The following is a 21,786-nucleotide window of genomic DNA, read 5'->3' on the forward strand; positions in this document are numbered from 1 at the left end:
GCTAAACACGGCCGCGCCATAGCCTGCGACCAAGCCTGTGGCCAACGCGATCGGCGCCTGGTAACGCCAGAAAAAGATGAGCGCGACGATCGCAATGATCGCAAGAACGATAACCGGCTGCCATATCTCCGGCAGCTTACCCCCAAGGTCCTCGATCACCGGGTAGATGCCGAAGCTGCAGGCAATGGAAAAGGCCACGGTCAGCACGACGGCCGGCAATGCGAGGCGCTGCCGGCGCACGAGAATCTCCGCCAGCACAATGGCTGCCGGTATCACGGCATAGACAGTGGCGAGACCGGCAAGCCCCAACAGTACGACGACAACGCCGATGGTGATGAGGATATCATGGAAGCCGCGGATGAAGCGTGGCACCTCGCTTTCCTCGACGGCGGGCGCCGGTTCCGACGCAATCGGCGTATCCAGGCCATCTGCCGATAGCGCTGCTGCTGCGACGCTGTCGCCGATCCGCACGCCGCGCCCGAGCAGGAATTCGGCAAGCCGGCCGAGTTGGTCGCGCCCGATCAGCCCTTCATTCGCCGCCGCATCCAGGACAGGCAAAAGCGTGGCCTTGCGCCTTTCCCAATCGCCGAGATCATATTTCTCTTGCATCGCCCCTCCTGAAGTGATCTGCGAAGCAAAAAAGAGATTTTGGGAGGACGATGCAAGCAAAATGTCCGAAATCCGTTATTGGTACGAAGATCTGACGCCCGGGCGTGTCTTTGATCTCGGCTCCCGCACCGTCACCGCCGAAGAAATCATCCACTTCGCCAACGAATTCGACCCGCAGGATTTCCACCTCGATGCGGAAGCCGGCAAGGCAAGCATCCTGGGCGGGCTCTCCGCCTCAGGCTGGCATAGCTGCGCCATGTGGATGCGCATGTTCTACGACAATCTGCTGCACTATTCGTCCAGCCAAGGCTCGCCGGGCGTCGACATCGTCGAATGGCGCAAGCCGGTACGAGCCGGCGATACGCTGTTCGGCACGACCACAGTGGTCGACTCGCGGCCGTTGAAATCGCGCCCCGGCATCGGGCTTGTGCGCATGCAGCACACGGTGACCAACCAGAACGGCGATGTCGTCATGTTCATGGAAAATCCCGGCATGTTCCGCATGCGCGCGGAGGCCGCCGCATGAGGATGCGCGAATTGCTTGAGGTCGGCAAGCCGGTGGTCATCGGCACCTACGAATTCACCGCCGACCTGATCGTGGAATTCGCCAGGGAATTCGACCCGCATTCCTTCCACACCGATCCGGAACTCGCCAAGCAATCGCTGTTCGGCGGCCTCTGCGCCTCGGGCTGGCATGTCTGCGCCGCAGCGATGAAATGCAACGTCGCCAGTATCTACCACCAGAACGAAGCGATCCGTGCCGATGGCGGCACGCCGCCCAAACTCGGCCCTTCCCCCGGCATCCGCAATCTCAAATGGCTGAAGCCAGTCTTCGCGGGAGATACCGTCACCTATTCGATGCAGTTCAACGGCGACGCTCCGGTTCCGCACCGCCCGGGCCGGCATATCTGCAATCTGACCTATGAGGGGGTCAACCAGCACGGTGAGACGGTGATGCGGTTTGACTGCGGCGTGGTGGAGTTTGAGTGAATTTTCCCGGCGATGACAAAAGACAATAGGTTGGGGCAGAGCCATGTTAAAAAGTGAATCGGCACCGGAACAAGGCGTCGACAAATGGATTGCAAAGGAAATACCAGCAAGGGAAGCGTGGCTTTTCGAAAGCGCAGATGGACTCGAACGCGTTTTGAAGGGTCTCTCTGACACTAGCGCAGGAAAAACGCGGGTTCGCAGCAATTTTGTACCGTTCATCGATGATAGTGCCGAAGAACACTGTCGTTGAAGACTGCTGCTGGTTCCGTTAGAGTTGGGGAAAGGAGCATCGAATGATCGCACTCAACCTTCCTCCGGAAATAGAACGTCGGCTTGATCAGCTGGAGAAAGCGACTGGTCGCACCAAGTCGTCATTTCTTGAGGAGGCGATCATCGAATATCTGGGAGATCTTGAAGACCTCTATCTTGCCGAGCAGGAATTGCAGGATATCAAAGACGGCAAATCCGGTACGACGCCACTCTCCGAGGTTATGAGGCGTTATGGTCTGGGAAATTGAACTTTCCAACCTGGCCATAAGAAATCTCGACGATATCGATCACGTACAGTCCCAGCGAATATTGAAGTTCCTCTTTGAGCGTGTCGCCAAACTGGACGACCCACGCGGCATCGGCGAGGCCTTAAGAGGCTCGAAACTCGGGAATTTCTGGAAATACCGAGTCGGTGACTACCGCGTTATCGCCGACATCGAAGACAAAGTTCTCAAAATCGTCGTTGTCCGGATAGGTGACCGGCGAGACATCTATAAGCGGTGATCTCCGCACCTCTCGATCGCGTCAATGCCCCGCGAAATCGATCAGCGTCAACACGTTGACGCCGAGCGCTTCCAGCTTCTTCCGGCCGCCAAGCTCCGGCAGGTCGATGATGAAGCAGGCGGCAACGATATCCGCCCCCATCTGCTTGAGCAGCTTGGTCGCGCCCTCAGCGGTGCCACCCGTCGCAACCAGGTCGTCGACCAGGATCACCTTTTCGCCGGGCTGCACCGCGTCGCGATGCATTTCCATCTCATCGACGCCGTATTCGAGACTGTAGGCGATCCGCACGGTGTCGTGCGGCAGCTTGCCCTTCTTGCGGATCGGGATAAAGCCTGCCGACATCTGGTGCGCCATGGYGCCGCCGAGGATGAAGCCGCGCGCCTCGATGCCGGCGATCTTGTCGATCTTCATGCCAGCAAAAGGGTGCACCAGCTCGTCGATGGCACGCCGAAACGCCTGCGGATTGCCGAGCAGCGTGGTGATGTCACGAAACATGATCCCCGGCTTCGGATAATCCGGAATGGTGCGGATCGCCGCAAGCAGTGTTTCCCGAGCTGAGCTCATATCACCGTCCATGAGTTGGAAATTCGAAAAGAAAGGCCGACGGACATTATCAAGCCACCGGCGTTTTGGCAGCAAAAAAGGCGGCACGAGGCCGCCTTTCGCAAATCTCAGCAATCGATCAGTGCGCGCCGCCGGTGATCGAGCGCTTGGTGAGCCAGACCAGCACGGCAAGGCCCAGCAGGAAGATCATCACCATGAAGCCGGTCCGCTTGCGTTCCTCAAGCTTCGGTTCAGCCGCCCACATCATGAAGGATGCGACATCCCGCGAATATTGGTCGACAGTCTGCGGCGTACCGTCTTCGTACTCGACCTGATCCTTGGCAATCGGCGGCGGCATTTTCAGCGCCGGGCCGCTGGCGAAGTGCGGATTGAAATGCGTGCCTTCCGGAACCTTGAAGCCTGCCGGTGGATCGACATAGCCTGTTATCAGCGAGTGGATATAATCCGGCCCGCCTTCCTGGTAGCCGCCGACGATCGGGATCATGTCGAAGATGAATTGCGGGAAGCCGCGCTCCACGCCGCGTGCCTTGGCAAGCAGCGAGAAGTCCGGCGGCACCGCGCCGCCATTGGAAGCGGCAGCCGCTTCGTCATTCGCGAACGGGGGCGGGAAATAGTCGGACGGAACCGCCTTGCGGGTGAACATCTCACCGGCGGCATTCGGCCCGTCCTGCACTTCATATCCGGCAGCGAAGGCTTTCACCTGCGCTTCGGTATAGCCGAGGTCTTCCAGGTTGCGGAAGGCGACGCGCTTCATCGAATGGCAGTTCGAACAGACTTCCTTGTAGACCTTGAGGCCGCGCTGCAGCTGCCCCTTGTCGTATTTGCCGAAGATACCGGCAAAGGTCCACTTTTCCTGCTCCGGTTCGAGGATCGGATAATGTCCCGCCTCCGTGGCATGCGCCACGGCAGTCGCCAGATCATCCTTCTTTTCCTCGGCCGCGAAGGCGATGCCTGCGCCGGCAACGGCGGCAGCGAGGACGATGCTCGTAATAAGCTTTTTCATCGGTCCCATCCCCTCCATCAAGCCCTGGCAGTCTTTTCAAGCACGGCTTCCGTAATCGAGTTCGGAATTCGTCTTGGTGTCTCTACCAGGCCCAGGACAGGCATGATGACGAGGAAGAAGGCGTAGTAGTAAAGCGTGCCAAGCTGCGCCATCAGCGTGAAGACGCCGCTTGGCTGCTGCGAGCCGAGCCAACCGAGCATCAGCGCATTGGCGACGAACAGCCAGAAGAACAGCTTGTACCAGGGACGATAAACCGCCGACCGAACCTTGGACGTATCGAGCCAAGGCAGGAAGAACAGCACGAGGATCGAGCCGAACATCACCAGAACGCCACCGAGCTTGGAGTCGATCGGGCCGACATTGAAGGTGATGGCGCGCAGCATGGCGTAGAACGGCAGATAATACCATTCCGGAACGATATGGGCCGGCGTCTTCAGCGGGTTGGCGTCGATGTAATTGTCCGGATGGCCGAGGAAGTTCGGCATGTAGAAGACGAACCAGGCAAAGGCCAACAGGAAGATCACCGTGCCGAACGCGTCCTTCAGCGTCGCATAGGGCGTGAACGGAACGGTATCGGTCTTCGACTTGACTTCAACGCCCGTCGGGTTCGTCTGGCCGGTGACATGCAGCGCCCAGATGTGCAGGATGACGACGCCGGCGATCATGAACGGCAGCAGGTAATGCAGCGAGAAGAAGCGATTGAGCGTCGGGTCGCCGACGGCGAAGCCGCCGAGCAGGAATTGCTGGATCCACTCGCCCACCCATGGGAAGGCCGAGAAGAAGCCGGTGATGACCGTCGCACCCCAGAAGGACATCTGACCCCAGGGCAGAACATAGCCCATGAAGCCGGTTGCCATCATCAAGAGGTAGATGACCACGCCGAGAATCCAGAGGATTTCGCGCGGCGCCTTGTAGGAGCCGTAGTAGAGGCCGCGGGCGATGTGCAGGTAGACGGCGATGAAGAAGAACGAGGCGCCGTTGGAATGCATGTAGCGCAACAGCCAGCCGTGATTGACGTCACGGGTGATCTTCTCGACCGATTCGAACGCGACCGTGGTATCGGCTGCATAGTGCATCGCCAGCACGACGCCGGTCAGGATCTGCACCACCAGCATCACCGCCAGCATGGCGCCGAAAGTGTAGGCGTAGTTCAAATTCCGCGGCACCGGATAGGCAACAAAGGAATCGTAGACCATGCGCGGCAGCGGCAGGCGGGAATCCACCCATTTCTCAATGCCCGTGCGTGGCTCGTAGGTTGAATGATGATCAGCGCTCATATCTAGTGTGTCCCCTCTCAACCGATACGAATGACCTTGTCCGAAATAAAGGCGGCCTTCGGGATCGCCATATTCTCCGGAGCAGGACCTTTGCGGATGCGGCCGGCTGTATCATACTGCGAGCCATGGCAAGGACAGAACCAACCGCCGAATTCCCCCGATTCGCCGAGCGGCACGCAGCCCAGATGCGTACAGACGCCAACCATCACCAGCCAGTCTTCCTTACCCTGCATCGAGCGATCCGCGGCCGTGGCAACGGCGTCAGCGGGCAGGTTGGCGTTGCGTGCGACCGGATCCTTGAGATCGTCGATCTTGACGGTCTTGGCGTCAGCGACTTCCTTCTCGGTGCGGTTGCGGATGAAGACCGGCTTGCCGCGCCACTTGACCGTCAGCGACTGGCCCTTTTCCAGCGCGCCGACATCCACTTCAATCGAGGCGAGCGCGAGCGTCGAAGCGTCCGGGCGCATCTGATCGATAAACGGCCAGGCAACTGCAACCGCGCCGACAGCGCCTGCCATGCCCGTGGTCAAATACAGGAAATCACGGCGGGTCGGACCCGCTTCCCCACTCGTCGTGTCGTGTCCGCTCACGGCTTCTCCATCCTCTCAACGAAAGAATTCGTCCCTAGCACTCCCAAGAGAAGGCTCCCCCTTGGCCACAAAGCGACCATAGATTCCCCCACTTTCGGGCGCGTTCTAAGCTTGATTGCCGGATAAGTCCAGACTTGGCAAGGGGCCACGGGCACAATGTCGCGGTAATTTTGCCGCAGCATGCGAGCCATTTGCAGGAATTGACTTTTTTGCCCAAAACCGTATCGAAAATGTCATAGAAATCGGTTCAAAAGGCCTGCCGCACAGGGTCAAACCAGCACATTTGCCGGTATCTGACCCGTCCATCCACAGATCCCCATCAAGCTCATCCGGAAAGTCCATGAAAAGCATTTCCCTCGTCCTTGGCACGCTTGCCACGATCGTGCTCGCGCTCGTCGCCGCGCGCTATGTCTCCGGCTGGTGGCTGTTCTGGACGTTCGCCAGCATGCAGATCCATCTGGCGATTGTGGCCTTCGTCCTCGGCCTGCTGAGCTTCATCTTCCGCCGCCACATCCTCAATGTCCTGATCATGCTGGCAGCGATTGCCATCGCCGGCCACGGCTTCGTCATGCTGGGCGAATTCCGCCAGCCGGCGCTGGAAAACTATGGCGACATACCCACGGCAAAACTCCTGTCGCTCAATATCGAGGGCGACAATTCCTTCGCCAATGGCAAGAAGATCGCCGACTATATGATCAGCTCCGGCGCCGACGTGATCTTCATCCAGGAATCGGCACCGCTCTTCCCCGAACTCGCGCGCATCAGCGTCGCTTATCCCTACCGGCTCGGCTGCGGCAATTTCACCATCACCTGTGACAGCTCGGTCTGGTCGAAGAAGCCGTTCGTCAACAGCCTGGTCAAGACGGCGAGCCCGATCTACCGCGACCGGCTGCAGATCGCCTCGATCGAATTCGGCGGCAAGGTGATCAATTTCGCCAATGTCCACCTCACCAAGCCCTATTTCGATAATTTCCAGGCAATCGAGCTGAAGAAGATCACCGAGTGGCTGGACAAGGTCCAGGGCCCGCTAGTGCTGGAAGGCGATTTCAACTCCACCGTCCTGAACCCCGTTGTCCAGCGCTTCATCCGGGACAGGAAATTGATGACCGTAGACAACGAGCCCGCCACCATTCCGGTGCAGTTGCCACAACTCGGCATGGCCATCGACCACCTCTTCGTGCAAGACCCGATGCGCATCACATCGCTGAAGCGTGTGCCGGACCCGATCGGCTCGAACCATTTCGGCCTGATGTCTGAAGTCACGCTGATCGACCCCACAGCCAGCTATCCGCCGAAGTGATTCAGCGATGCATTCGCGGCAGTTCAGGTATCGGCGGCGATAAATCCGCCCGACTGCCGCGCCCAGAGTTCCGCATAAAGTCCGCCGCGCGCCAGCAGCGACTGATGCGTCCCATCCTCGACGATCTTGCCCTTGTCCATCACCACCAGCCGATCGAGATGGGCGATGGTCGACAGCCGATGGGCAATGGCGATCACCGTGCGGCCATGCATCAGCCGTTCGAGATTTTGCTGGATCGCCGCCTCGACTTCCGAGTCGAGCGCCGACGTCGCTTCGTCCAGCACCAGGATCGGCGCATTCTTGAGCAGCATGCGGGCGATCGCCACACGTTGTCTCTGGCCGCCGGACAGTTTCACGCCACGCTCGCCGACATGGGCGTCATAGGCCTTGCGGCCCCGAAAATCGACGAGACCGGCGATGAACGCATCGGCCTCGGCTTCCTCGGCAGCGCGATGCATCGCCTCCTCCGTCGCTTCCGGCCGGCCGAACATGATGTTGTCACGGATCGATCGGTGCAGGAGCGCGGTATCCTGTGTCACCATGCCGATCTGCCTGCGAAGCGATTCCTGCGTCACGCTGGCAATGTCCTGGCCGCTGATCAGAATGCGGCCGTTTTCAAGATCGTAAAAGCGCAGCAGCAGGTTGACGAGCGTCGTCTTGCCCGCCCCCGAACGCCCGATAATGCCAACCTTTTCACCCGGCGCTACCGACAGGCTGAACTTGTCGAGGACCTCGGCGCCCTTGCCGTAATGGAAGCTGATATTGTCGAAAGTGATCGACGGCGCGCGCATGACCAGTGGAGGGGCACCCGGCTTGTCGACCAGCCCGATAGGCTGCGAGATCATTTCAGCTGCATTCTGGATGGTGCCGATATTGCGCATGGTCGCGTTGAAACTGCTCATCATCCGGCCGAGCAGCATGTTCAGGCGCAGCACCAGACCAAGCGTGAAGGCAACTGAGCCGGTGGTGATCGCCCCGTCCAGCCAGAGTTGGATCGTCATAGCTCCAACTGCCGTGATCATCACCCCCGACAGGAAAGCAAGCGACGAGCGCACGCTGGTCAGATAGCGTGTGAAGGGTATCAGCGATTGCTGAAAGATATCGAAGCCGTCGCGGATATAGCGATCATTGTCCTCCTCGCGGCCGAAGAGTTTCAGCGTCTGGATATTGGAATAGGAATCCGTCAGCCGCCCGTTGAGCATGGAGGAAACTTCCGCTGTGTCGCGCGCATGTTTGCGCACATACGGCACGTAGTAACGCGCCAGGCAAAGGAAGATGACGATCCAGGCGACAATGATCGCGCCGAGCCGCCAGTCGAGGCGCGTTACAAGCAACACCGTCGTCAGCGTGTAGATCACCATGAACCAGGCGACCTGCATCAGCGACACCATGAGATCACCGACCGCCTGCCCGCCGGACCAGACCTTGGCAACGATGCGGCCGGCAAAATCATTATGGAAGAAGGTCAGCGACTGGCGCGAGATATGCACATGCGCCTGCCAGCGCGTCAGGTTGAAGAAACCGGGCACCACGGTCTGCTCTTCGACCAGGGCATTGAGTGCGATTGCCGCAAAGCGCACGCCCATCACCACGAAGGCCATGCCGAGGATTTCCAGCCCATGCGTCTGAAAGAGACCACTCCACCCCTTGTGCGGCCCGACGCTATCGAGAATGTCGACCAACCCGCCCGTGAACCAGAAGAGCGCCGCCTCCAGCATCGCGGTGATGCCGCCGAGCACCAGCATCGCCAGGAACGGCCCTTTGGCCTGCGACACATAATACCAGATGAAGGCGAGCGTGCTTTCCGGCGGCCGATAACTCGGCCTTGGGCGGAATGGATCGATCCAGGTTTCGAAGAATTGAGCGACGCGGCGAAAGATCATGGGCAGGATATAGGCGGATTCTGTGGCGCGGCAAAGACATGGACTGCGGCGTGTCGCCTATGCTTGCAAAGTCTTGTCGGGCGGCTCTATTGGTATGACAAATCATCGGAGGAATTTCCATGCATATCGCGACAATCGGCGCCGCCGGCATGATCGGCCGCAAGCTCACCGACAGGCTGGTCAGGGATGGCGCACTCGACGGCAAGACAATCGACCGTCTCACGCTCGCTGATGTCGTGCCAGCGGACAGTCCAGCCGGATTTTCCGGCCAGGCCGATGTCCGGAGCGGCGATTTTTCCGACGCGGGCGAGATCCAGAAGCTGGTCGACATTCGTCCCGACGTGATCTTTCACCTTGCCGCGATCGTCTCCGGCGAGGCTGAGGCGGATTTCGAGAAGGGCTACCGCATCAACATGGACGGCATGCTGCACTTGCTCGAAGCCATTCGGCTCGCCCATCTTTCGGACGGCTACAAGCCGCGCCTGGTATTCACCTCCTCGCTCGCCGTTTTCGGCCCGCCCTTCCCCGCAATCATCCCCGATGAATTCCACCTGACGCCCGCCACCAGCTACGGCACGCAGAAGGCAATCTGCGAACTGCTGCTGTCAGACTATAGCCGCAAAGGCTTCGTCGACGGCGTCGGTATCCGCCTGCCGACCATCTGCGTGCGGCCCGGCAGACCCAACCGCGCCGCCTCCGGCTTCTTCTCCGGCATCATCCGCGAACCACTCAACGGCGTCGAAGCGATCCTGCCCGTGGCCGACACCGTACGGCATTGGCACGCCTCCCCCCGCTCCGCCGTCGGCTTCCTCATCCACGCCGCCGGCCTCGATACAAGCCGGCTCGGCAACGACCGCAGCATTTCCATGCCCGGCGTCTCCGCCACCGTCGGCGACGAGATCGAAGCACTGAGGAAGGTTGCCGGTGAAAAGGCCGTCAGCCTGATTCGGCGGGAGCCGGACGAGACCATTCAGCGGATCGTCGGAGGATGGGCTGAGCAGTACGACCCGCGCCGGGCGCTGGAATTGGGGTTCCGGGCGGATGCGTCGTTCGAGGCGATCATCCGGGCACATATAGAAGATGAGATGGGAGGCAGAGTCGCGGTCGGTTGATATATTGTGATTTATAGGTTACATTGATGTATGAGATTGTCCAATCGGAAACATACCGGAAGTGGGAAACGGGTTTGCGCGATCGGCTGGCGCGTGCTTTCATTGCCGCAAGGTTGGATAAACTCCGCTACGGGTTGATGGGCGATGTTCGACCTGTGGGTGAAGGCGTAAGCGAATTGAAGATTCACTACGGACCGGGTTATCGAATCTACTTTCAGATGCACGGCAGAGAAATGATCATTCTGCTTTGTGGCGGCGACAAGAGCAGCCAAGCACGTGACATAAAGCGAGCCAAAGAATTGGCCGGTATGCGAGATTATTGAAATGAAAGAAAAATTCGTTCCCTACGATCCGGCCGAAGCGCTCACTTCCGACGCAGCCGTCGAAGTTTTTATGAATGACGCATTCGAGACCGATAATACAGGCTACATCGTGCATGCCATCGGGGTCGCCGCCCGCGCCAAGGGTATGTCCAAGATCGCTGACGAGACCGGTCTCGCGCGTGAGGCGCTCTACCGCTCCTTCAGTGAGGAAGGCAATCCCAGCCTAAAATCAACGATAGCCGTACTGAAATCGCTAGGGCTTGTTTTATCCGTACGATCACTGGCGGTAGTCGAGGCCGAGCGCCAGAAAATGACTGGTGACAACGAGGACACCGCCTCCGAGGCGGCCGAATAAAAATGCCGGAGCTCTCACCCCGGCATTTCTTTACCCTCAAGCGGCTTCGACCTTCTATTCCGCAGCCGCCTCGACCTCTGCCTCTGCATCGTCCGCGATGAATCCGCCGGATTGCCGGCGCCAGAGGTCGCTATAGATGCCGCCGCTGGCAACGAGTTCGGCATGCGTGCCCTCCTCGCGGATCACACCCTTGTCGAGCACGACGAGCCTATCCATTTCCGTCAGCGTCGACAGACGATGGGCGATCGCGATCACCGTCTTGCCCTCCATCAGCTCGAACAGGTTCTCCTGGATCGCCTGTTCGACTTCCGAGTCGAGCGCCGAAGTCGCTTCGTCCAGCACCAGGATCGGCGCGTCCTTGAGGAAGACGCGGGCGATCGCGACGCGCTGCCGCTGTCCACCTGATAGCTTGACGCCACGTTCGCCGACCTGGGCATCGAGCCCGACGCGGCCCTGCGGGTCGACGAGGCTCTCGATGAAGTCCCAGGCGTTCGCCCGCTTTGCCGCCTCGATCACCTCGGCGTCGCTGGCGCCCGGCTTGCCATAGGCGATGTTATCGCGCACGGAGCGATGCAGCAGCGAGGTGTCCTGCGTCACCACACCGATCTTGCTCCTGAGGCTATCCTGCGTCACACGGCTGACATCCTCGCCATCGATGCGGATCTGCCCACTCTCGATGTCGTAGAAACGCAAGAGGATGTTCATCAGCGTCGTCTTGCCGGCGCCAGACCGGCCGACCAAGCCGACCTTCTCACCCGGCTGAATCGAAAGGGTGATGTCGCTGATCACGCCCTTGGCTTTGCCGTAGTGGAAATTGACGCGGTCGAACTCGATCCGGCCCTTCGGCGCGGCAAGGGGTTTGGCGTCCTCGACGTCGCTGATCTCCTGCTTCTTCGACAGCATTGCCATGCCGTCATAGACGGTGCCGACATTCTCGAACAGCGCCGAGACTTCCCACATGATCCACTGCGACATGCCGTTGACGCGCAGCGCCAGCGAAATCGCCACGGCAATCACGCCGGTCGAGATCGAGCCATGCATCCAGAACCAGATCGACAGTCCCGCCGTCAGCAATGCCAGAACCGCATTGTTGAAATAGACGAGCGCCTGGAACATCGTCACATAGCGCATCTGGCCATGCACGGTGTGCAGGAATTCATCCATCGCCGACTTCGCATAGTCCTCCTCGCGACCGGCATGCGAAAACAGCTTTACCGTCGCGATATTGGTGTAGCTGTCGACGATGCGGCCGGTCATGCTCGAACGCGCATCGGCCTGCCGCTCGGAAATCTTGCGGAGACGCGGAATGAAGAACCAGAGGATCGACGAATAGACGATCAGCCACAGCCCCAGCGGGCCTATCAGCCGCCAATCGGCCGAACCGATGATGACGAACATCGAGATGAAATAGCTCAACACATAGACGAAGACGTCGAGCACCTTCATCGCCACTTCGCGCACGGCGAGCGATGTCTGCATCACCTTGGTCGCGACGCGTCCGGCAAACTCGTTGGCAAAGAAGCTCATGCTCTGCCGCAGCAGATAGCGGTGCATCTGCCAGCGGCCGATCATCGGATAGTTGCCGAGCAGGACCTGATGGATCATGAAGGCCTGCAGGATGACCAGGCTTGGCAGGCCGATACCGGCAAACAGGCCCATGCAGAGCAACCGCCAGCCTTCCTTGTCCAGAAAAGTCTTCGGATCGGATTTCGACAGCCAATCGACGATCTGGCCGAGGAAATTGAACATAATCACTTCGCCGACGCCGATCAGAGCGGTTGCCATCGCCATGCCGACCAGCCACCAAAGGACGGGACGCGAATAGTGCATGATGAATGGGAACAGCCCTTCCGGTGGCCGTGTCGGCTCTTCGGACGGATAGGGGTTTACGCGTTTTTCGAACCAGGCGAACATTTTGAAGCTCTCCAGAGAAGAGACATGATCGGCATGTCTCCCGGGGCCGATCGGCAAGAAAATCGCAGCAAAAGCCATGCTGCAAATGTCAATCGATGATTTTCAGAAGGCGAAGGAATTGAAATTCAGGATGAATATGGGGTCATCCGGCGGAGGCGCCAAGCGTGGGTTACAATATCCATAACGGCCTCCTTTTCCTTCGTGTTGGAGATGCGCTTCAATAACCTGATTTTTGCCAGATCGCCAGAGCCTTGCCCAAACTTTCGGCAGAATGTGGTGATGCCGGAGGGGATGTTGCCAAATAGGCACAGACCGTCTACCGCATCCCAGCGCTGCCAACCCGGATCAGGCCTACCATGCCCAAGCTCTCTATTGCCCTCTACCAGCCTGATATTGCCGGCAATACCGGCACGATCCTGCGACTGGCAGCCTGTCTTGGACTGACCGTGGACATCATCGAGCCGGCCGGCTTCGACACGTCGGATCGCAACCTCAGGCGCTCCGGCATGGACTACCTGCACACCGTGCTCCTCACCCGCCATGTCGACTGGCAGCATTTCGAGGCGTGGCGCGCCGGCGCGGGCCGACGTCTCGTCCTTGCATCGACCAAGGCGGCCATGCCCTACGTCGATTTCGAGTTTGCGCCGGACGACATCCTGCTTTTCGGCCGCGAGAGCGCCGGTGTGCCCGAACATGTCCATGAGGCGGCGAACGCACGCATCCTGATCCCGATGGTGGAAGGCCAGCGGTCGATCAATGTTGCCATGTCGGCGGCGATGATTGCCGGCGAAGCGCTGCGACAGGTGGGTTTTGCGAGTTGAGGTGAACCGCGCGCTCAGGCCCGGATCGCCGTATTCATCTTGCCGATGCCGGTGAAGCCGATGAAATCCTCGATCGGCAGCGGCTTGGCCCAGTAGTAACCCTGGCCGAAATCGACGCCCAGCAGGCCGAGAATATTGGCCGCACGCTGGTTCTCGACGCCTTCCGCAACAATCTTCAAGCCCAGCGACTTGGCCATCCTGACGATGGCCTCCACCAGGGCGGCGTTTTGCGGCGTGTCGAACATCTGGAAGACGAAGGACTGGTCGATCTTCAGGACCTCGACGTCGAACTTGGAAAGGTTGCCCAGGTTCGAATAGCCCTTGCCGAAATCGTCGACGGCGAAGGAAATGCCCTTCTCGGCCAAACGGCTGATCTGGCCCTTGATGTCGTATTCGTCCTCGAGCAGCAGCGATTCTGTCAGCTCGAGTTCGAGGAACTGCGGCGCAAGCCCACTCGCCTCCAGTGCATCGAGGACGATATGTTCCAGATTGCCGCGCTTGAACTGCACCGCCGAGATATTGACGGCCATGGAGAAATCGGGCGCGCCGAGCTCTTGCAGGCGCTTGCACTGCATGCAGGCATCGCGGATCACCCACTCGCCGATTTCGACGATCATGCCGGTCGACTCGGCGACAGGGATGAAGAGGTCCGGACGCACCGGCACCGTTGCCTCGTCGGGGAACCACCGGAGCAAGGCCTCGGCGCCATGGATCTTGCCGGTTTCCAGCTCGAGCTTCGGCTGGAAGAACAGTCGAAATTCCTTCTTGTCGATGGCCGTCTTCAGCTTGGCCGCCATCGATACCGAGGCCATGGTCTGGCTGCTCATCGTCTCGTCATAGAGCTTGAAGACATTGCGTCCCGAGCTCTTGCCCTTGTTCATGGCAATATCGGCTTCGCGGCGCAGGCGCTCGAAATTCGTGGCGACCTCCTCGCGGATTGCGGCACCGATCGAACAGGTAAGCAGGATGAACTGATGGCCGGATCCAAGCGGCTCGGAGCATTTCTTGCGAATCACCTCCGCCATTTCGGCCACAGCTTCAGGCGTGACCGCACGCGAGGTCATGATGCCGAACACGTCGCCGCCGATGCGGAAGATGAAGCAATCCGGCGTCGCAATGCTGAGCAACCGCTCCGCAATGGTCTTCAGCACGCTATCGCCAAAGACGTGGCCGAGCGAGTCGTTGACGGTCTTGAAATTGTCGAGCCCGATCATAAACAGCGTGCATTTGGGGCTGTTGGCAGCCGAATGCTCGTCGCGGTATTTCTTCTCGGCCATGAACAGGTTGGGCAGGCCAGTCAGCGTGTCGTGATTGGCGAGCCGGTAGATCTCGTCCTCGGAAGCCTTGGCTTTGCGATATTCGCTGTTGTAGCGTGAGAGCAGATGCCGCATGTCATTGGCGAGCATGAACACAGTCACCGCCGTGACCGAATAAAGCAGCACGGCATCGCCGACATTCGACCAGTCGAAATAGAACTGGCCATAGTCGACCCAGTGGTATTCATTGGCCACGCCAAGCGCGATGGCGTTGGCAATGACTGCCAGATACATGATGGCGAAATGCCTGGGTGTTGCCAGGATGGCGGTAAACACCAGCGAGATGGAATTGCCGAGAATGATCTGATCGCGCAGGCCGTCGCCCTGCCAGGTGATATAGGTGACGGCGGTGAAGATCGTCCAGATGAAGATGAACTGCGCCGCTGTCGGCCGGTCGCTGTCATAGTAGCGGCGTGCCACGAACAGCACACCGAAAGTCAGGGCAGCGGCAGCGGTTAACCAAATACCGCGGTCGAAGATTAGATTGTTGACAATCGATAGGACGACCAACAGATTGATCGCCACGATCATCTGTTTGACGCGGCGGGCATTGTATCGGGCAAGAGCCTGGATGACGTCGAACCGGCCGGCATCACTTCCCTGGAGCACATCGGGCGCAGTCCGACGATCGGAAAGCTTGCCGCTTGCCGCATCCTTGTCCTGCTTCTTGAACCAGTTAAATGACATGTTCAACCTGACCGCCTAAATTCTGCCCAAGACCAGGGGCCTTAGGCCTTCCTTCCTGCGCCCCGTCGCGCTGGTTCCCATCATGGATCAGTGCGACGAAATTCCGAATACCTCCCGCACTCGTAGACAGGGCACCATGCAGGACCGTATGTCTGGAATTAAGCCCGATGTTCTATCAAACGCTTAAAGTCGGCAAAAAAAATTCGCCACTTTCAAACTATCGGAACCAATGGTTGATTTTGCGTTTACAATTTTCGTTCAAGTTAACCCAGTTCTCGCCGCATCTGATTGATGGAATTTGACAGACTATGGAACGACCCGTTCTACCCACCGGCCTGCCGGCCGATATCGCCGAAAAGCAGGAAACCGCCCGCCTGTGGTTCGAAAGCCTGCGCGACCATCTCTGCGCCAGTTTCGAGGCGCTCGAAGACGAGCTCAGCGGCCCGCTTTCCGACCTGCCTGCAGGGCGCTTCGTCCGCAAGCCATGGCAGCGCCAGGACGGGCGCGGCGGCGGCGGCACGATGTCGACGCTCGAAGGCCGGGTCTTCGAAAAGGCGGCGATCCATACTTCCACCGTTCATGGCGAATTTTCGGCCGAGTTCCGCCAGCAGATGCCGGGTGCCAATGACGACCCGCGCTTCTGGGCGTCGGGAATTTCGCTGATTGCCCATCCGGTCAATCCCAATGTCCCGGCCGTTCACATGAACACCCGCATGGTGGTCACCAGTTCCTGGTGGTTCGGCGGCGGCGCCGACCTGACGCCGGTGCTGGAGCGCCGCCGCACCCAGGAGGATGCGGATTCGCGCATCTTCCATCGCGGGCTGGAGATCACCTGCTCCCGGCATCCTGTCGCGGACTATCCGAAATTCAAAACATGGTGCGATGAGTATTTCTTCCTCAAGCATCGCAATGAAGCGCGCGGCATCGGCGGCATTTTCTACGACTGGCAGCATTCCGACGATACGGCCGGCGGCTGGGACGCCGATTTCGCGCTGACTCGCGAGATCGGCCGTGCCTTCGGCGTCATCTATCCCAAGATCGTGCGCGACAATTTTAACACGCCCTGGACTGAGGAAGACAGGGACGAGCAACTCGTCCGCCGCGGGCGCTACGTCGAATTCAACCTGCTCTACGACCGCGGCACGACCTTCGGACTGAAGACCGGCGGCAATGTCGAAGCCATCCTATCGTCGCTTCCGCCCGTGGTGCGCTGGCCTTGAATCACTCGGCCGGCGAACACCGCATCATGCTTGATCTGGATCAATGGCGGCCGACAGCGGGAATGTAAAATTCAGGTTGCCGGCCGAATGGTTCAAAACCAGTGGATAAAAAACATTTCGTATCCTGCGTCATGCTAATGGAACAAAAGTATGCTATGAATCATTTCGTTCGTGATGCGCCGGAGGAGGTAATCATGACTGTGCAAGACAATAAGACGATCAATCAGGCCAAGGCGACGGAGAAGCCGCTTGACCCTGCGTCGCTCGACTTCATCGACCGCATCTCCTATTTCGAGCGTTTCAATCCCAAGGCAGCCGACAACGACAATAAGAACGTTCCGGCGAGCGCCAAGGGTTCGGATTGCTTCAATGCTTGGGCGATGCCGGACTTTTCGCACGGCTGAGGCCGTGTAAATTGAACGTGGAAGCGACGTTGGCTTCTTAAGACGTCAGCGTCGCCAGAAGATTTTCCTTTGAGCGTTGAAAATCGGATGCGATCCATGCGCGTTCGAGACGATTGAGAACCTCTCCCATTTCGGGGCCGGGGGATATGCCCCGTTCGATCAGATCCGAGCCCTTCAGCGGAAACACGGGTTTCCGCCAGGTTTCAGCGATTTTCAAAAGCTTTCCGAACGCCGCGATGCGTCCGAGAGCCTCGAAATCGTCGTCGCCTTTCGCCACCGCCGAAGCAATCTTGAGCTTCAGTCGGGCAATTGCGCCTTCCGGCCCGTTTTCATAGAGCAGGATACGGAACTGCGCTTCAGAGATAGTCTCAGCCACATCAGGAAAATCCGCAAACTGCTGCAGGAATTTCCGCTCGGCACCCGACATCTTCAGCCGCTCCGCCATGGCGTTCAGCCGATCGGCGACCGGCGGCACGATTGCCTCGAGCCGAAGCATCGGGTTCGCTACCCAGCCGAATTTACTTTCGGCAAGCATGAGGCCCGGAATACCGTCAATGCCCCACTTTTCCGTCTCCGGCAGGATTTCGGTGAGCACGCCCGCAGTGCGCATCCAGAGCAGCGCCCGGAACGGATCGGCGGCACCCAGGAGCTTCTTCATTTCGCTCCACACCCGTTCGGCAGAAAGCGAACTGAGCTTCTTGCGCGCCGCCGCACTGGCGCGCAGGCCCTCGGCATCGGGCCGGCCGCGGCCATAAATGGCAAAGAAGCGGAAGAAGCGCAGTACGCGCAGGTAGTCCTCGGCGATCCGATCTGTAGCGGAGCCGATGAATCGGACCGTCGCCGTCTCTATGTCCTGCAACCCGCCGACATAGTCGTGCACCATGCCGTCCTTGTCTGCATAGAGCGCGTTGATCGTCAGATCGCGCCGCTCGGCATCGGCCTTCCAGTCGCGCGTGAACTCCACGGTCGCATGCCGGCCGTCGGTCTCGACGTCGCGGCGCAGCGTCGTCACCTCGAAGGGCCGGCTGTCGATGACCAGCGTCACCGTGCCGTGTTTCAAGCCGGTGGGCACGCATTTGACGCCAGCCTTTTCGGCGCGCTCGATCACCACGTCCGGCAGAAGCGTGGTGGCAATGTCCATGTCGCTGACCGCCAGGCCCATAAGGCTGTTGCGCACGGCCCCACCGACAATCCGGGCCTCGCCATTCTCATCGTTGAGCAAGCTCAGCACCCGTTGCAGGGCCGGGTCCTGGAACCAGGCATGGCCGGCAATGCTGGTCATTCATAAAGCCTTTCATAGACGGACCGGACGATACCGGCGGTGATCCCCCAGATGCGGCGATCCTCATAGGGCATGACGTAGTAATACCATTCCCGCTCGCCAAACTTTCGGCGCTCCCGCCTGTGATTGACCGGGTTCATCAGAAAAGACAGCGGTGCATCGAAGACGAATTCGACCTCGTCGGGATTGAGCGTCAGTTCGAACCCAGGCCGCACAGTCGCGAGAACCGGCGTGATGCGAAAACCCGACATGACAGGGATCGACGGCAGATGGCCGATCACGTCGACGAAATGCCGCGCCAGCCCGATCTCCTCTTCCGCCTCGCGCAGAGCCGCAATTTCCGGCGTCTCGCCGGAATCGAGCTTGCCGCCAGGAAAGGCGATCTGGCCGGAATGTTTCCTCAGTGTCGATGTCCTCTGGGTGAAGATCACCCGCGCATCGTCATCCTGTTCCACGACACCGATCAGGACCGCCGCATCCTTCAGATCCATGGTTTCGAGGCCAAGCTCGGTGCCCGCATTGAGCTTGTAGTCTCCATACTGCAGGAAATCGCCCGGCGCCCCCGCGATATGCACTTCGGCGCGGCGACGGAACTCCTCGGCCGAATAGCGCGGAACGGCTGACAGCGCCGGATGTGGCTTCATCTCGACAATCTTTCCAGCTCGTCGACCGGCATGACCGGGAAGAGCACGCCAGCGGAGCGGATGGCAAACATCCGCCGGCCGTCGATATCGATCTCCTCGCCGAGTTCCACGAGATCGTACATGACCGGCCGCGACACCAGCGCTTCCAGCCGGCCGCGGACATGCAGATAGGGCTTGAGCTCCTGGTTTTCGCCGGCGATCTCGAAGCGCAACTCATGGTCAGGCCCGGCTTCCGCGACATCGCCGACATTGGTGCGGAACGTGAGCCTCTGCCCCTCGTCCGTTCCTGTCACGGCCATTTCGACGGCGAGGAACGGCGCATCCTCGATCTGTATGCCCACTTTTTCGACCGGCGTGACGAGATAGGTTTTACCGTCCTCGTCCTTCCGCAGCACCGTGGAAAAAAGCCGAACCAGGGGGTGCCGGCCGATCGGCGTGCCCATATAGAACCATGTCCCGTCGGTGCGGATGCGCATGTCGATATCGCCGCAGAACGGCGGATTCCATCTGTCGACCGGCGGCAGGCCTTTGCTGGGATCATTGGTATCGGCCGCCGCACGCGCGATCAGCGAGGCCAGATCGCCGGCATTCGTCTGCGCGCTAATTTGGCCGCCTGCCATTCTTCTGTCCTCATTGCCGGTGCATAAGGCATACGCAATCTTGATCGGAATCGCGCTTGTCAGCCGTTGATACCCCTGTCAGTTTAGAAAGCAACACAACACAAGTGGTTATTTCGATTCGAACTTCAAACGTGTGGACCAGGAGAATTTCATGGGCGCATTGACACCGGTGGATGGTGCCATCGACGAAAAGGCCGTTGCGGCCGAAGCCGAGAAAGCCCTCGCCGACATCGCGCTCATCAAAACCGAAACCGGCAAGGTGATCTTCGGCCAGGAGAAGGTGGTCGAGCAGACGGTGCTCGCCGTGCTCGCCGGCGGCCATGCGCTTCTGGTCGGTGTGCCCGGCCTCGCCAAGACCCGGCTGGTTGCGACTTTGGCCACCGTTCTCGGCCTTGCCACCAACCGCATCCAGTTCACGCCCGACCTGATGCCCTCCGATATCCTCGGTTCCGAAGTGATGGACCAGGACGAAGCCGGCCGCCGCTCCTTCCGCTTCGTCAAGGGTCCTGTCTTCACAGAACTGTTGATGGCAGACGAAATCAACCGCGCCAGCCCGCGCACCCAGTCAGCGTTGCTGCAGGCCATGCAGGAATACCATGTGACCATCACCGGTCAGCGCTATGACCTGCCGCAGCCTTTCCATGTGCTCGCCACCCAGAACCCGCTGGAGCAGGAAGGCACCTATCCGCTGCCCGAAGCCCAGCTTGACCGCTTTCTCCTGGAAATCGATGTCGAATATCCGGATCTCGATGCCGAACGCCGCATCCTGCTCGAAACCACCGGCGTGACCGAAGCGCAGGCCTCGCGCGTCATCGATGCCTCCAGGCTGATGGAAATCCAGACGCTGATCCGCCGTATGCCGGTACCGGAAAGCGTGGTCGAGGCGATCCTGAAGCTCGTCCGCTCCGCCCGCCCCGGCGAAGGCAACGAGCTCGCCAACAGCCGTATCGCCTGGGGTCCCGGCCCGCGCGCCGGCCAGTCGCTGATGCTGACCGCCCGCGCACGCGCGCTCTATCAAGGCCGCTTCGCACCGTCGATCGACGATGTCATTGCGCTTGCCGGTCCCGTGCTGCAGCATCGCATGGCCCTGACCTTCGCCGCGCGCGCCGATGGCGTAACGATGAAGGACGTGATTTCCCGGCTGGTCGAGCCGCTGCGAAACTAAGGACACGAAAAGAAGTTGGCTCCGATTGGCCAGACCGTCACGCCGACCACGCCGGGTGCTGCCCTCGCCCGGGCGCGCGAGCGTGCGCGCACGCTGCCCGATTGCCTGGTCGAGGCGCGCCGCATTGCCAATACGGTGATTGCCGGCTGGCACGGCCGCAAGAAGCGCGGCGTCGGCGAGAATTTCTGGCAGTTTCGACCCTTCGTCGAAGGCGACAGCCTGTCGCGCGTCGACTGGCGCCGCTCGGCCCGCGACGACCACACCTATATCCGCGACCGCGAATGGGAAGCGGCGCACACGATCTGGCTCTGGGCCAGCCTGTCGCCGTCGATGATGTACAAATCCACCCTCGGCAATGTCTCCAAGGAAAGCCGGGCGCTGGTGCTGATGCTGGCGACGGCAGAGATCATGGCCCGCTCCGGGGAACGGATCGGCTGCCCAGGGGTTATGGAGCCCGTCGCCGCGCGCAACGCGGCTGAAAGGCTTGCCCATGCGCTTGCCCTTGCCGATCCCACAGACACATTGCCGGATACACGCATGATCCGGGGGTCGAGCGACATTGTTCTGTTCGGTGACTTCCTCGAGCCGGTGCCGGACGTGCTCACCGGATTGCAGCCCCTCTCCCGTCGCGGCCTGCGCGGTCATGTCGTCGAAGTCGCCGACCCCGCGGAAGAAACCTTCCCCTATGCCGGCCGCGTCGAATTCCGCGACCCCGCGACGGGTGCGAAATTCCTCTCCGGCCGCTCAGAAGCACTGCAGGAGGAATATCGCGCCATCTATTTTGCCCGCCGCGATGCCTTGCGTGAAGGATTGCAGCATATGGGCTGGAATTTCATCGCCCACAATACCGGCCGGCTCGCCTCCGAGGCGCTCGTGGCCGTGCACACCTATCTCTCCGGCCAGCCGGGCCGTGCCGCAATCGGGGGCCACTGA

At 60.0% G+C, this 21,786-nt stretch carries 24 protein-coding genes and 1 pseudogene; 14 read left to right on the forward strand and 11 right to left on the reverse strand.

Annotated features, from left to right (window positions below):
* Nucleotides 1-609, reverse strand: a pseudogene (locus AC1D06_RS15000) (hypothetical protein); the annotation flags it as partial.
* 61 nt (nucleotides 610-670) lie between these two features.
* Here AC1D06_RS15000 and AC1D06_RS15005 point away from each other — a divergent pair.
* Genes AC1D06_RS15005 through AC1D06_RS15025 form a run of 5 tightly spaced genes read left to right on the forward strand, consistent with a single transcriptional unit; the run spans nucleotide 671 to nucleotide 2,373 of the window.
* Nucleotides 671-1,135: a MaoC family dehydratase gene (locus tag AC1D06_RS15005; protein WP_477986822.1), complete on the forward strand. Its 465-nt coding sequence runs from the start codon at nucleotides 671-673 to the stop codon at nucleotides 1,133-1,135.
* Entirely contained in the window at nucleotides 1,132-1,599 is a 468-nt protein-coding gene (locus AC1D06_RS15010; protein WP_477875594.1) for a MaoC family dehydratase, read from the forward strand. The genes AC1D06_RS15005 and AC1D06_RS15010 overlap by 4 nt, the downstream gene beginning before the upstream one ends.
* Before the next feature lie 43 nt (nucleotides 1,600-1,642).
* Nucleotides 1,643-1,849, forward strand: a complete 207-nt coding sequence (locus tag AC1D06_RS15015; protein WP_477986823.1) for a hypothetical protein — start codon at nucleotides 1,643-1,645, stop codon at nucleotides 1,847-1,849.
* Nucleotides 1,850-1,892: 43 nt separating this feature from the next.
* The gene (relB, locus tag AC1D06_RS15020; protein WP_477875593.1) at nucleotides 1,893-2,117 is read left to right on the forward strand and encodes a type II toxin-antitoxin system RelB family antitoxin; all 225 of its coding nucleotides are present in this window, start codon (nucleotides 1,893-1,895) and stop codon (nucleotides 2,115-2,117) included.
* Nucleotides 2,101-2,373, forward strand: coding sequence for a type II toxin-antitoxin system RelE family toxin (locus AC1D06_RS15025; RefSeq protein WP_477875592.1), 273 nt, complete (start codon nucleotides 2,101-2,103; stop codon nucleotides 2,371-2,373). The genes relB and AC1D06_RS15025 overlap by 17 nt, the downstream gene beginning before the upstream one ends.
* A 21-nt stretch (nucleotides 2,374-2,394) precedes the next feature.
* On the opposite strand, the gene AC1D06_RS15030 is transcribed toward AC1D06_RS15025, so the two are convergent.
* The 4 genes from AC1D06_RS15030 to petA all read right to left on the reverse strand — a co-directional run bounded on the left by AC1D06_RS15030 (nucleotide 2,395) and on the right by petA (nucleotide 5,807).
* Nucleotides 2,395-2,937, reverse strand: a complete 543-nt coding sequence (locus tag AC1D06_RS15030; RefSeq protein WP_477986824.1) for an adenine phosphoribosyltransferase — start codon at nucleotides 2,935-2,937, stop codon at nucleotides 2,395-2,397.
* 118 nt (nucleotides 2,938-3,055) lie between these two features.
* The gene (locus AC1D06_RS15035; RefSeq protein WP_477986825.1) at nucleotides 3,056-3,940 is read right to left on the reverse strand and encodes a cytochrome c1; all 885 of its coding nucleotides are present in this window, start codon (nucleotides 3,938-3,940) and stop codon (nucleotides 3,056-3,058) included.
* 17 nt (nucleotides 3,941-3,957) lie between these two features.
* Nucleotides 3,958-5,217, reverse strand: coding sequence for a cytochrome b (locus tag AC1D06_RS15040; RefSeq protein WP_477986826.1), 1,260 nt, complete (start codon nucleotides 5,215-5,217; stop codon nucleotides 3,958-3,960).
* A gap of 17 nt (nucleotides 5,218-5,234) precedes the next feature.
* Nucleotides 5,235-5,807: a ubiquinol-cytochrome c reductase iron-sulfur subunit gene (gene petA, locus AC1D06_RS15045; protein WP_477875588.1), complete on the reverse strand. Its 573-nt coding sequence runs from the start codon at nucleotides 5,805-5,807 to the stop codon at nucleotides 5,235-5,237.
* Between the two features lie 340 nt (nucleotides 5,808-6,147).
* On the opposite strand from petA, the gene AC1D06_RS15050 reads away from it, so the two are divergent.
* Nucleotides 6,148-7,107, forward strand: coding sequence for an endonuclease/exonuclease/phosphatase family protein (locus tag AC1D06_RS15050; protein WP_477986827.1), 960 nt, complete (start codon nucleotides 6,148-6,150; stop codon nucleotides 7,105-7,107).
* A gap of 23 nt (nucleotides 7,108-7,130) precedes the next feature.
* Here the strand turns inward: AC1D06_RS15050 and AC1D06_RS15055 are convergent, their stop codons facing one another.
* Nucleotides 7,131-8,990, reverse strand: coding sequence for an ABC transporter ATP-binding protein (locus AC1D06_RS15055; RefSeq protein WP_477986828.1), 1,860 nt, complete (start codon nucleotides 8,988-8,990; stop codon nucleotides 7,131-7,133).
* Between the two features lie 119 nt (nucleotides 8,991-9,109).
* Here AC1D06_RS15055 and denD point away from each other — a divergent pair, with 119 nt between their 5' ends.
* From denD to AC1D06_RS15070, 3 genes are read left to right on the forward strand one after another with little or no spacing between them, the layout of a single operon-like run.
* On the forward strand, nucleotides 9,110-10,102 hold the full coding sequence (gene denD, locus AC1D06_RS15060) for a D-erythronate dehydrogenase (protein WP_477986829.1): 993 nt from the start codon (nucleotides 9,110-9,112) through the stop codon (nucleotides 10,100-10,102).
* A 26-nt stretch (nucleotides 10,103-10,128) separates the two neighbouring features.
* Nucleotides 10,129-10,425: a type II toxin-antitoxin system RelE/ParE family toxin gene (locus AC1D06_RS15065; RefSeq protein WP_477986831.1), complete on the forward strand. Its 297-nt coding sequence runs from the start codon at nucleotides 10,129-10,131 to the stop codon at nucleotides 10,423-10,425.
* Nucleotide 10,426: 1 nt separating this feature from the next.
* Complete coding sequence (locus tag AC1D06_RS15070; RefSeq protein WP_477986832.1) at nucleotides 10,427-10,780, forward strand: addiction module antidote protein; 354 nt, start codon at nucleotides 10,427-10,429, stop codon at nucleotides 10,778-10,780.
* 54 nt (nucleotides 10,781-10,834) lie between these two features.
* Here AC1D06_RS15070 and AC1D06_RS15075 read toward each other — a convergent pair whose 3' ends face one another.
* Nucleotides 10,835-12,694, reverse strand: a complete 1,860-nt coding sequence (locus AC1D06_RS15075) for an ABC transporter ATP-binding protein (protein ID WP_477986833.1) — start codon at nucleotides 12,692-12,694, stop codon at nucleotides 10,835-10,837.
* A gap of 356 nt (nucleotides 12,695-13,050) precedes the next feature.
* Between AC1D06_RS15075 and AC1D06_RS15080 the strand changes: the two genes are divergently transcribed.
* Nucleotides 13,051-13,515, forward strand: coding sequence for a tRNA (cytidine(34)-2'-O)-methyltransferase (locus AC1D06_RS15080; protein ID WP_477986834.1), 465 nt, complete (start codon nucleotides 13,051-13,053; stop codon nucleotides 13,513-13,515).
* Between the two features lie 14 nt (nucleotides 13,516-13,529).
* Here AC1D06_RS15080 and AC1D06_RS15085 read toward each other — a convergent pair whose 3' ends face one another.
* Nucleotides 13,530-15,518: a putative bifunctional diguanylate cyclase/phosphodiesterase gene (locus AC1D06_RS15085; protein WP_477986894.1), complete on the reverse strand. Its 1,989-nt coding sequence runs from the start codon at nucleotides 15,516-15,518 to the stop codon at nucleotides 13,530-13,532.
* A 308-nt stretch (nucleotides 15,519-15,826) separates the two neighbouring features.
* Between AC1D06_RS15085 and hemF the strand changes: the two genes are divergently transcribed.
* The gene (hemF, locus tag AC1D06_RS15090; RefSeq protein WP_477986836.1) at nucleotides 15,827-16,738 is read left to right on the forward strand and encodes an oxygen-dependent coproporphyrinogen oxidase; all 912 of its coding nucleotides are present in this window, start codon (nucleotides 15,827-15,829) and stop codon (nucleotides 16,736-16,738) included.
* A 194-nt stretch (nucleotides 16,739-16,932) separates the two neighbouring features.
* Nucleotides 16,933-17,142, forward strand: coding sequence for a hypothetical protein (locus AC1D06_RS15095; protein ID WP_477875579.1), 210 nt, complete (start codon nucleotides 16,933-16,935; stop codon nucleotides 17,140-17,142).
* A gap of 37 nt (nucleotides 17,143-17,179) precedes the next feature.
* Here AC1D06_RS15095 and AC1D06_RS15100 read toward each other — a convergent pair whose 3' ends face one another.
* Genes AC1D06_RS15100 through AC1D06_RS15110 form a run of 3 tightly spaced genes read right to left on the reverse strand, consistent with a single transcriptional unit; the run spans nucleotide 17,180 to nucleotide 19,688 of the window.
* Entirely contained in the window at nucleotides 17,180-18,424 is a 1,245-nt protein-coding gene (locus AC1D06_RS15100) for a CCA tRNA nucleotidyltransferase (protein ID WP_477986837.1), read from the reverse strand.
* Nucleotides 18,421-19,068: an NUDIX hydrolase gene (locus tag AC1D06_RS15105; RefSeq protein WP_477986838.1), complete on the reverse strand. Its 648-nt coding sequence runs from the start codon at nucleotides 19,066-19,068 to the stop codon at nucleotides 18,421-18,423. Before AC1D06_RS15105 ends, AC1D06_RS15100 begins: the two co-directional genes overlap by 4 nt.
* Entirely contained in the window at nucleotides 19,065-19,688 is a 624-nt protein-coding gene (locus AC1D06_RS15110) for a DUF1285 domain-containing protein (protein WP_477986839.1), read from the reverse strand. Before AC1D06_RS15110 ends, AC1D06_RS15105 begins: the two co-directional genes overlap by 4 nt.
* A 151-nt stretch (nucleotides 19,689-19,839) precedes the next feature.
* On the opposite strand from AC1D06_RS15110, the gene AC1D06_RS15115 reads away from it, so the two are divergent.
* Both AC1D06_RS15115 and AC1D06_RS15120 read left to right on the forward strand, forming a co-directional pair.
* Nucleotides 19,840-20,853 (forward strand): AAA family ATPase, encoded by a 1,014-nt coding sequence (locus AC1D06_RS15115; RefSeq protein ID WP_477986840.1) that lies wholly within the window; start codon nucleotides 19,840-19,842, stop codon nucleotides 20,851-20,853.
* A 15-nt stretch (nucleotides 20,854-20,868) separates the two neighbouring features.
* Nucleotides 20,869-21,786 (forward strand): DUF58 domain-containing protein, encoded by a 918-nt coding sequence (locus AC1D06_RS15120; protein ID WP_477986841.1) that lies wholly within the window; start codon nucleotides 20,869-20,871, stop codon nucleotides 21,784-21,786.

The sequence above is a fragment of the Rhizobium sp. P2_G2 genome (assembly GCF_056403555.1).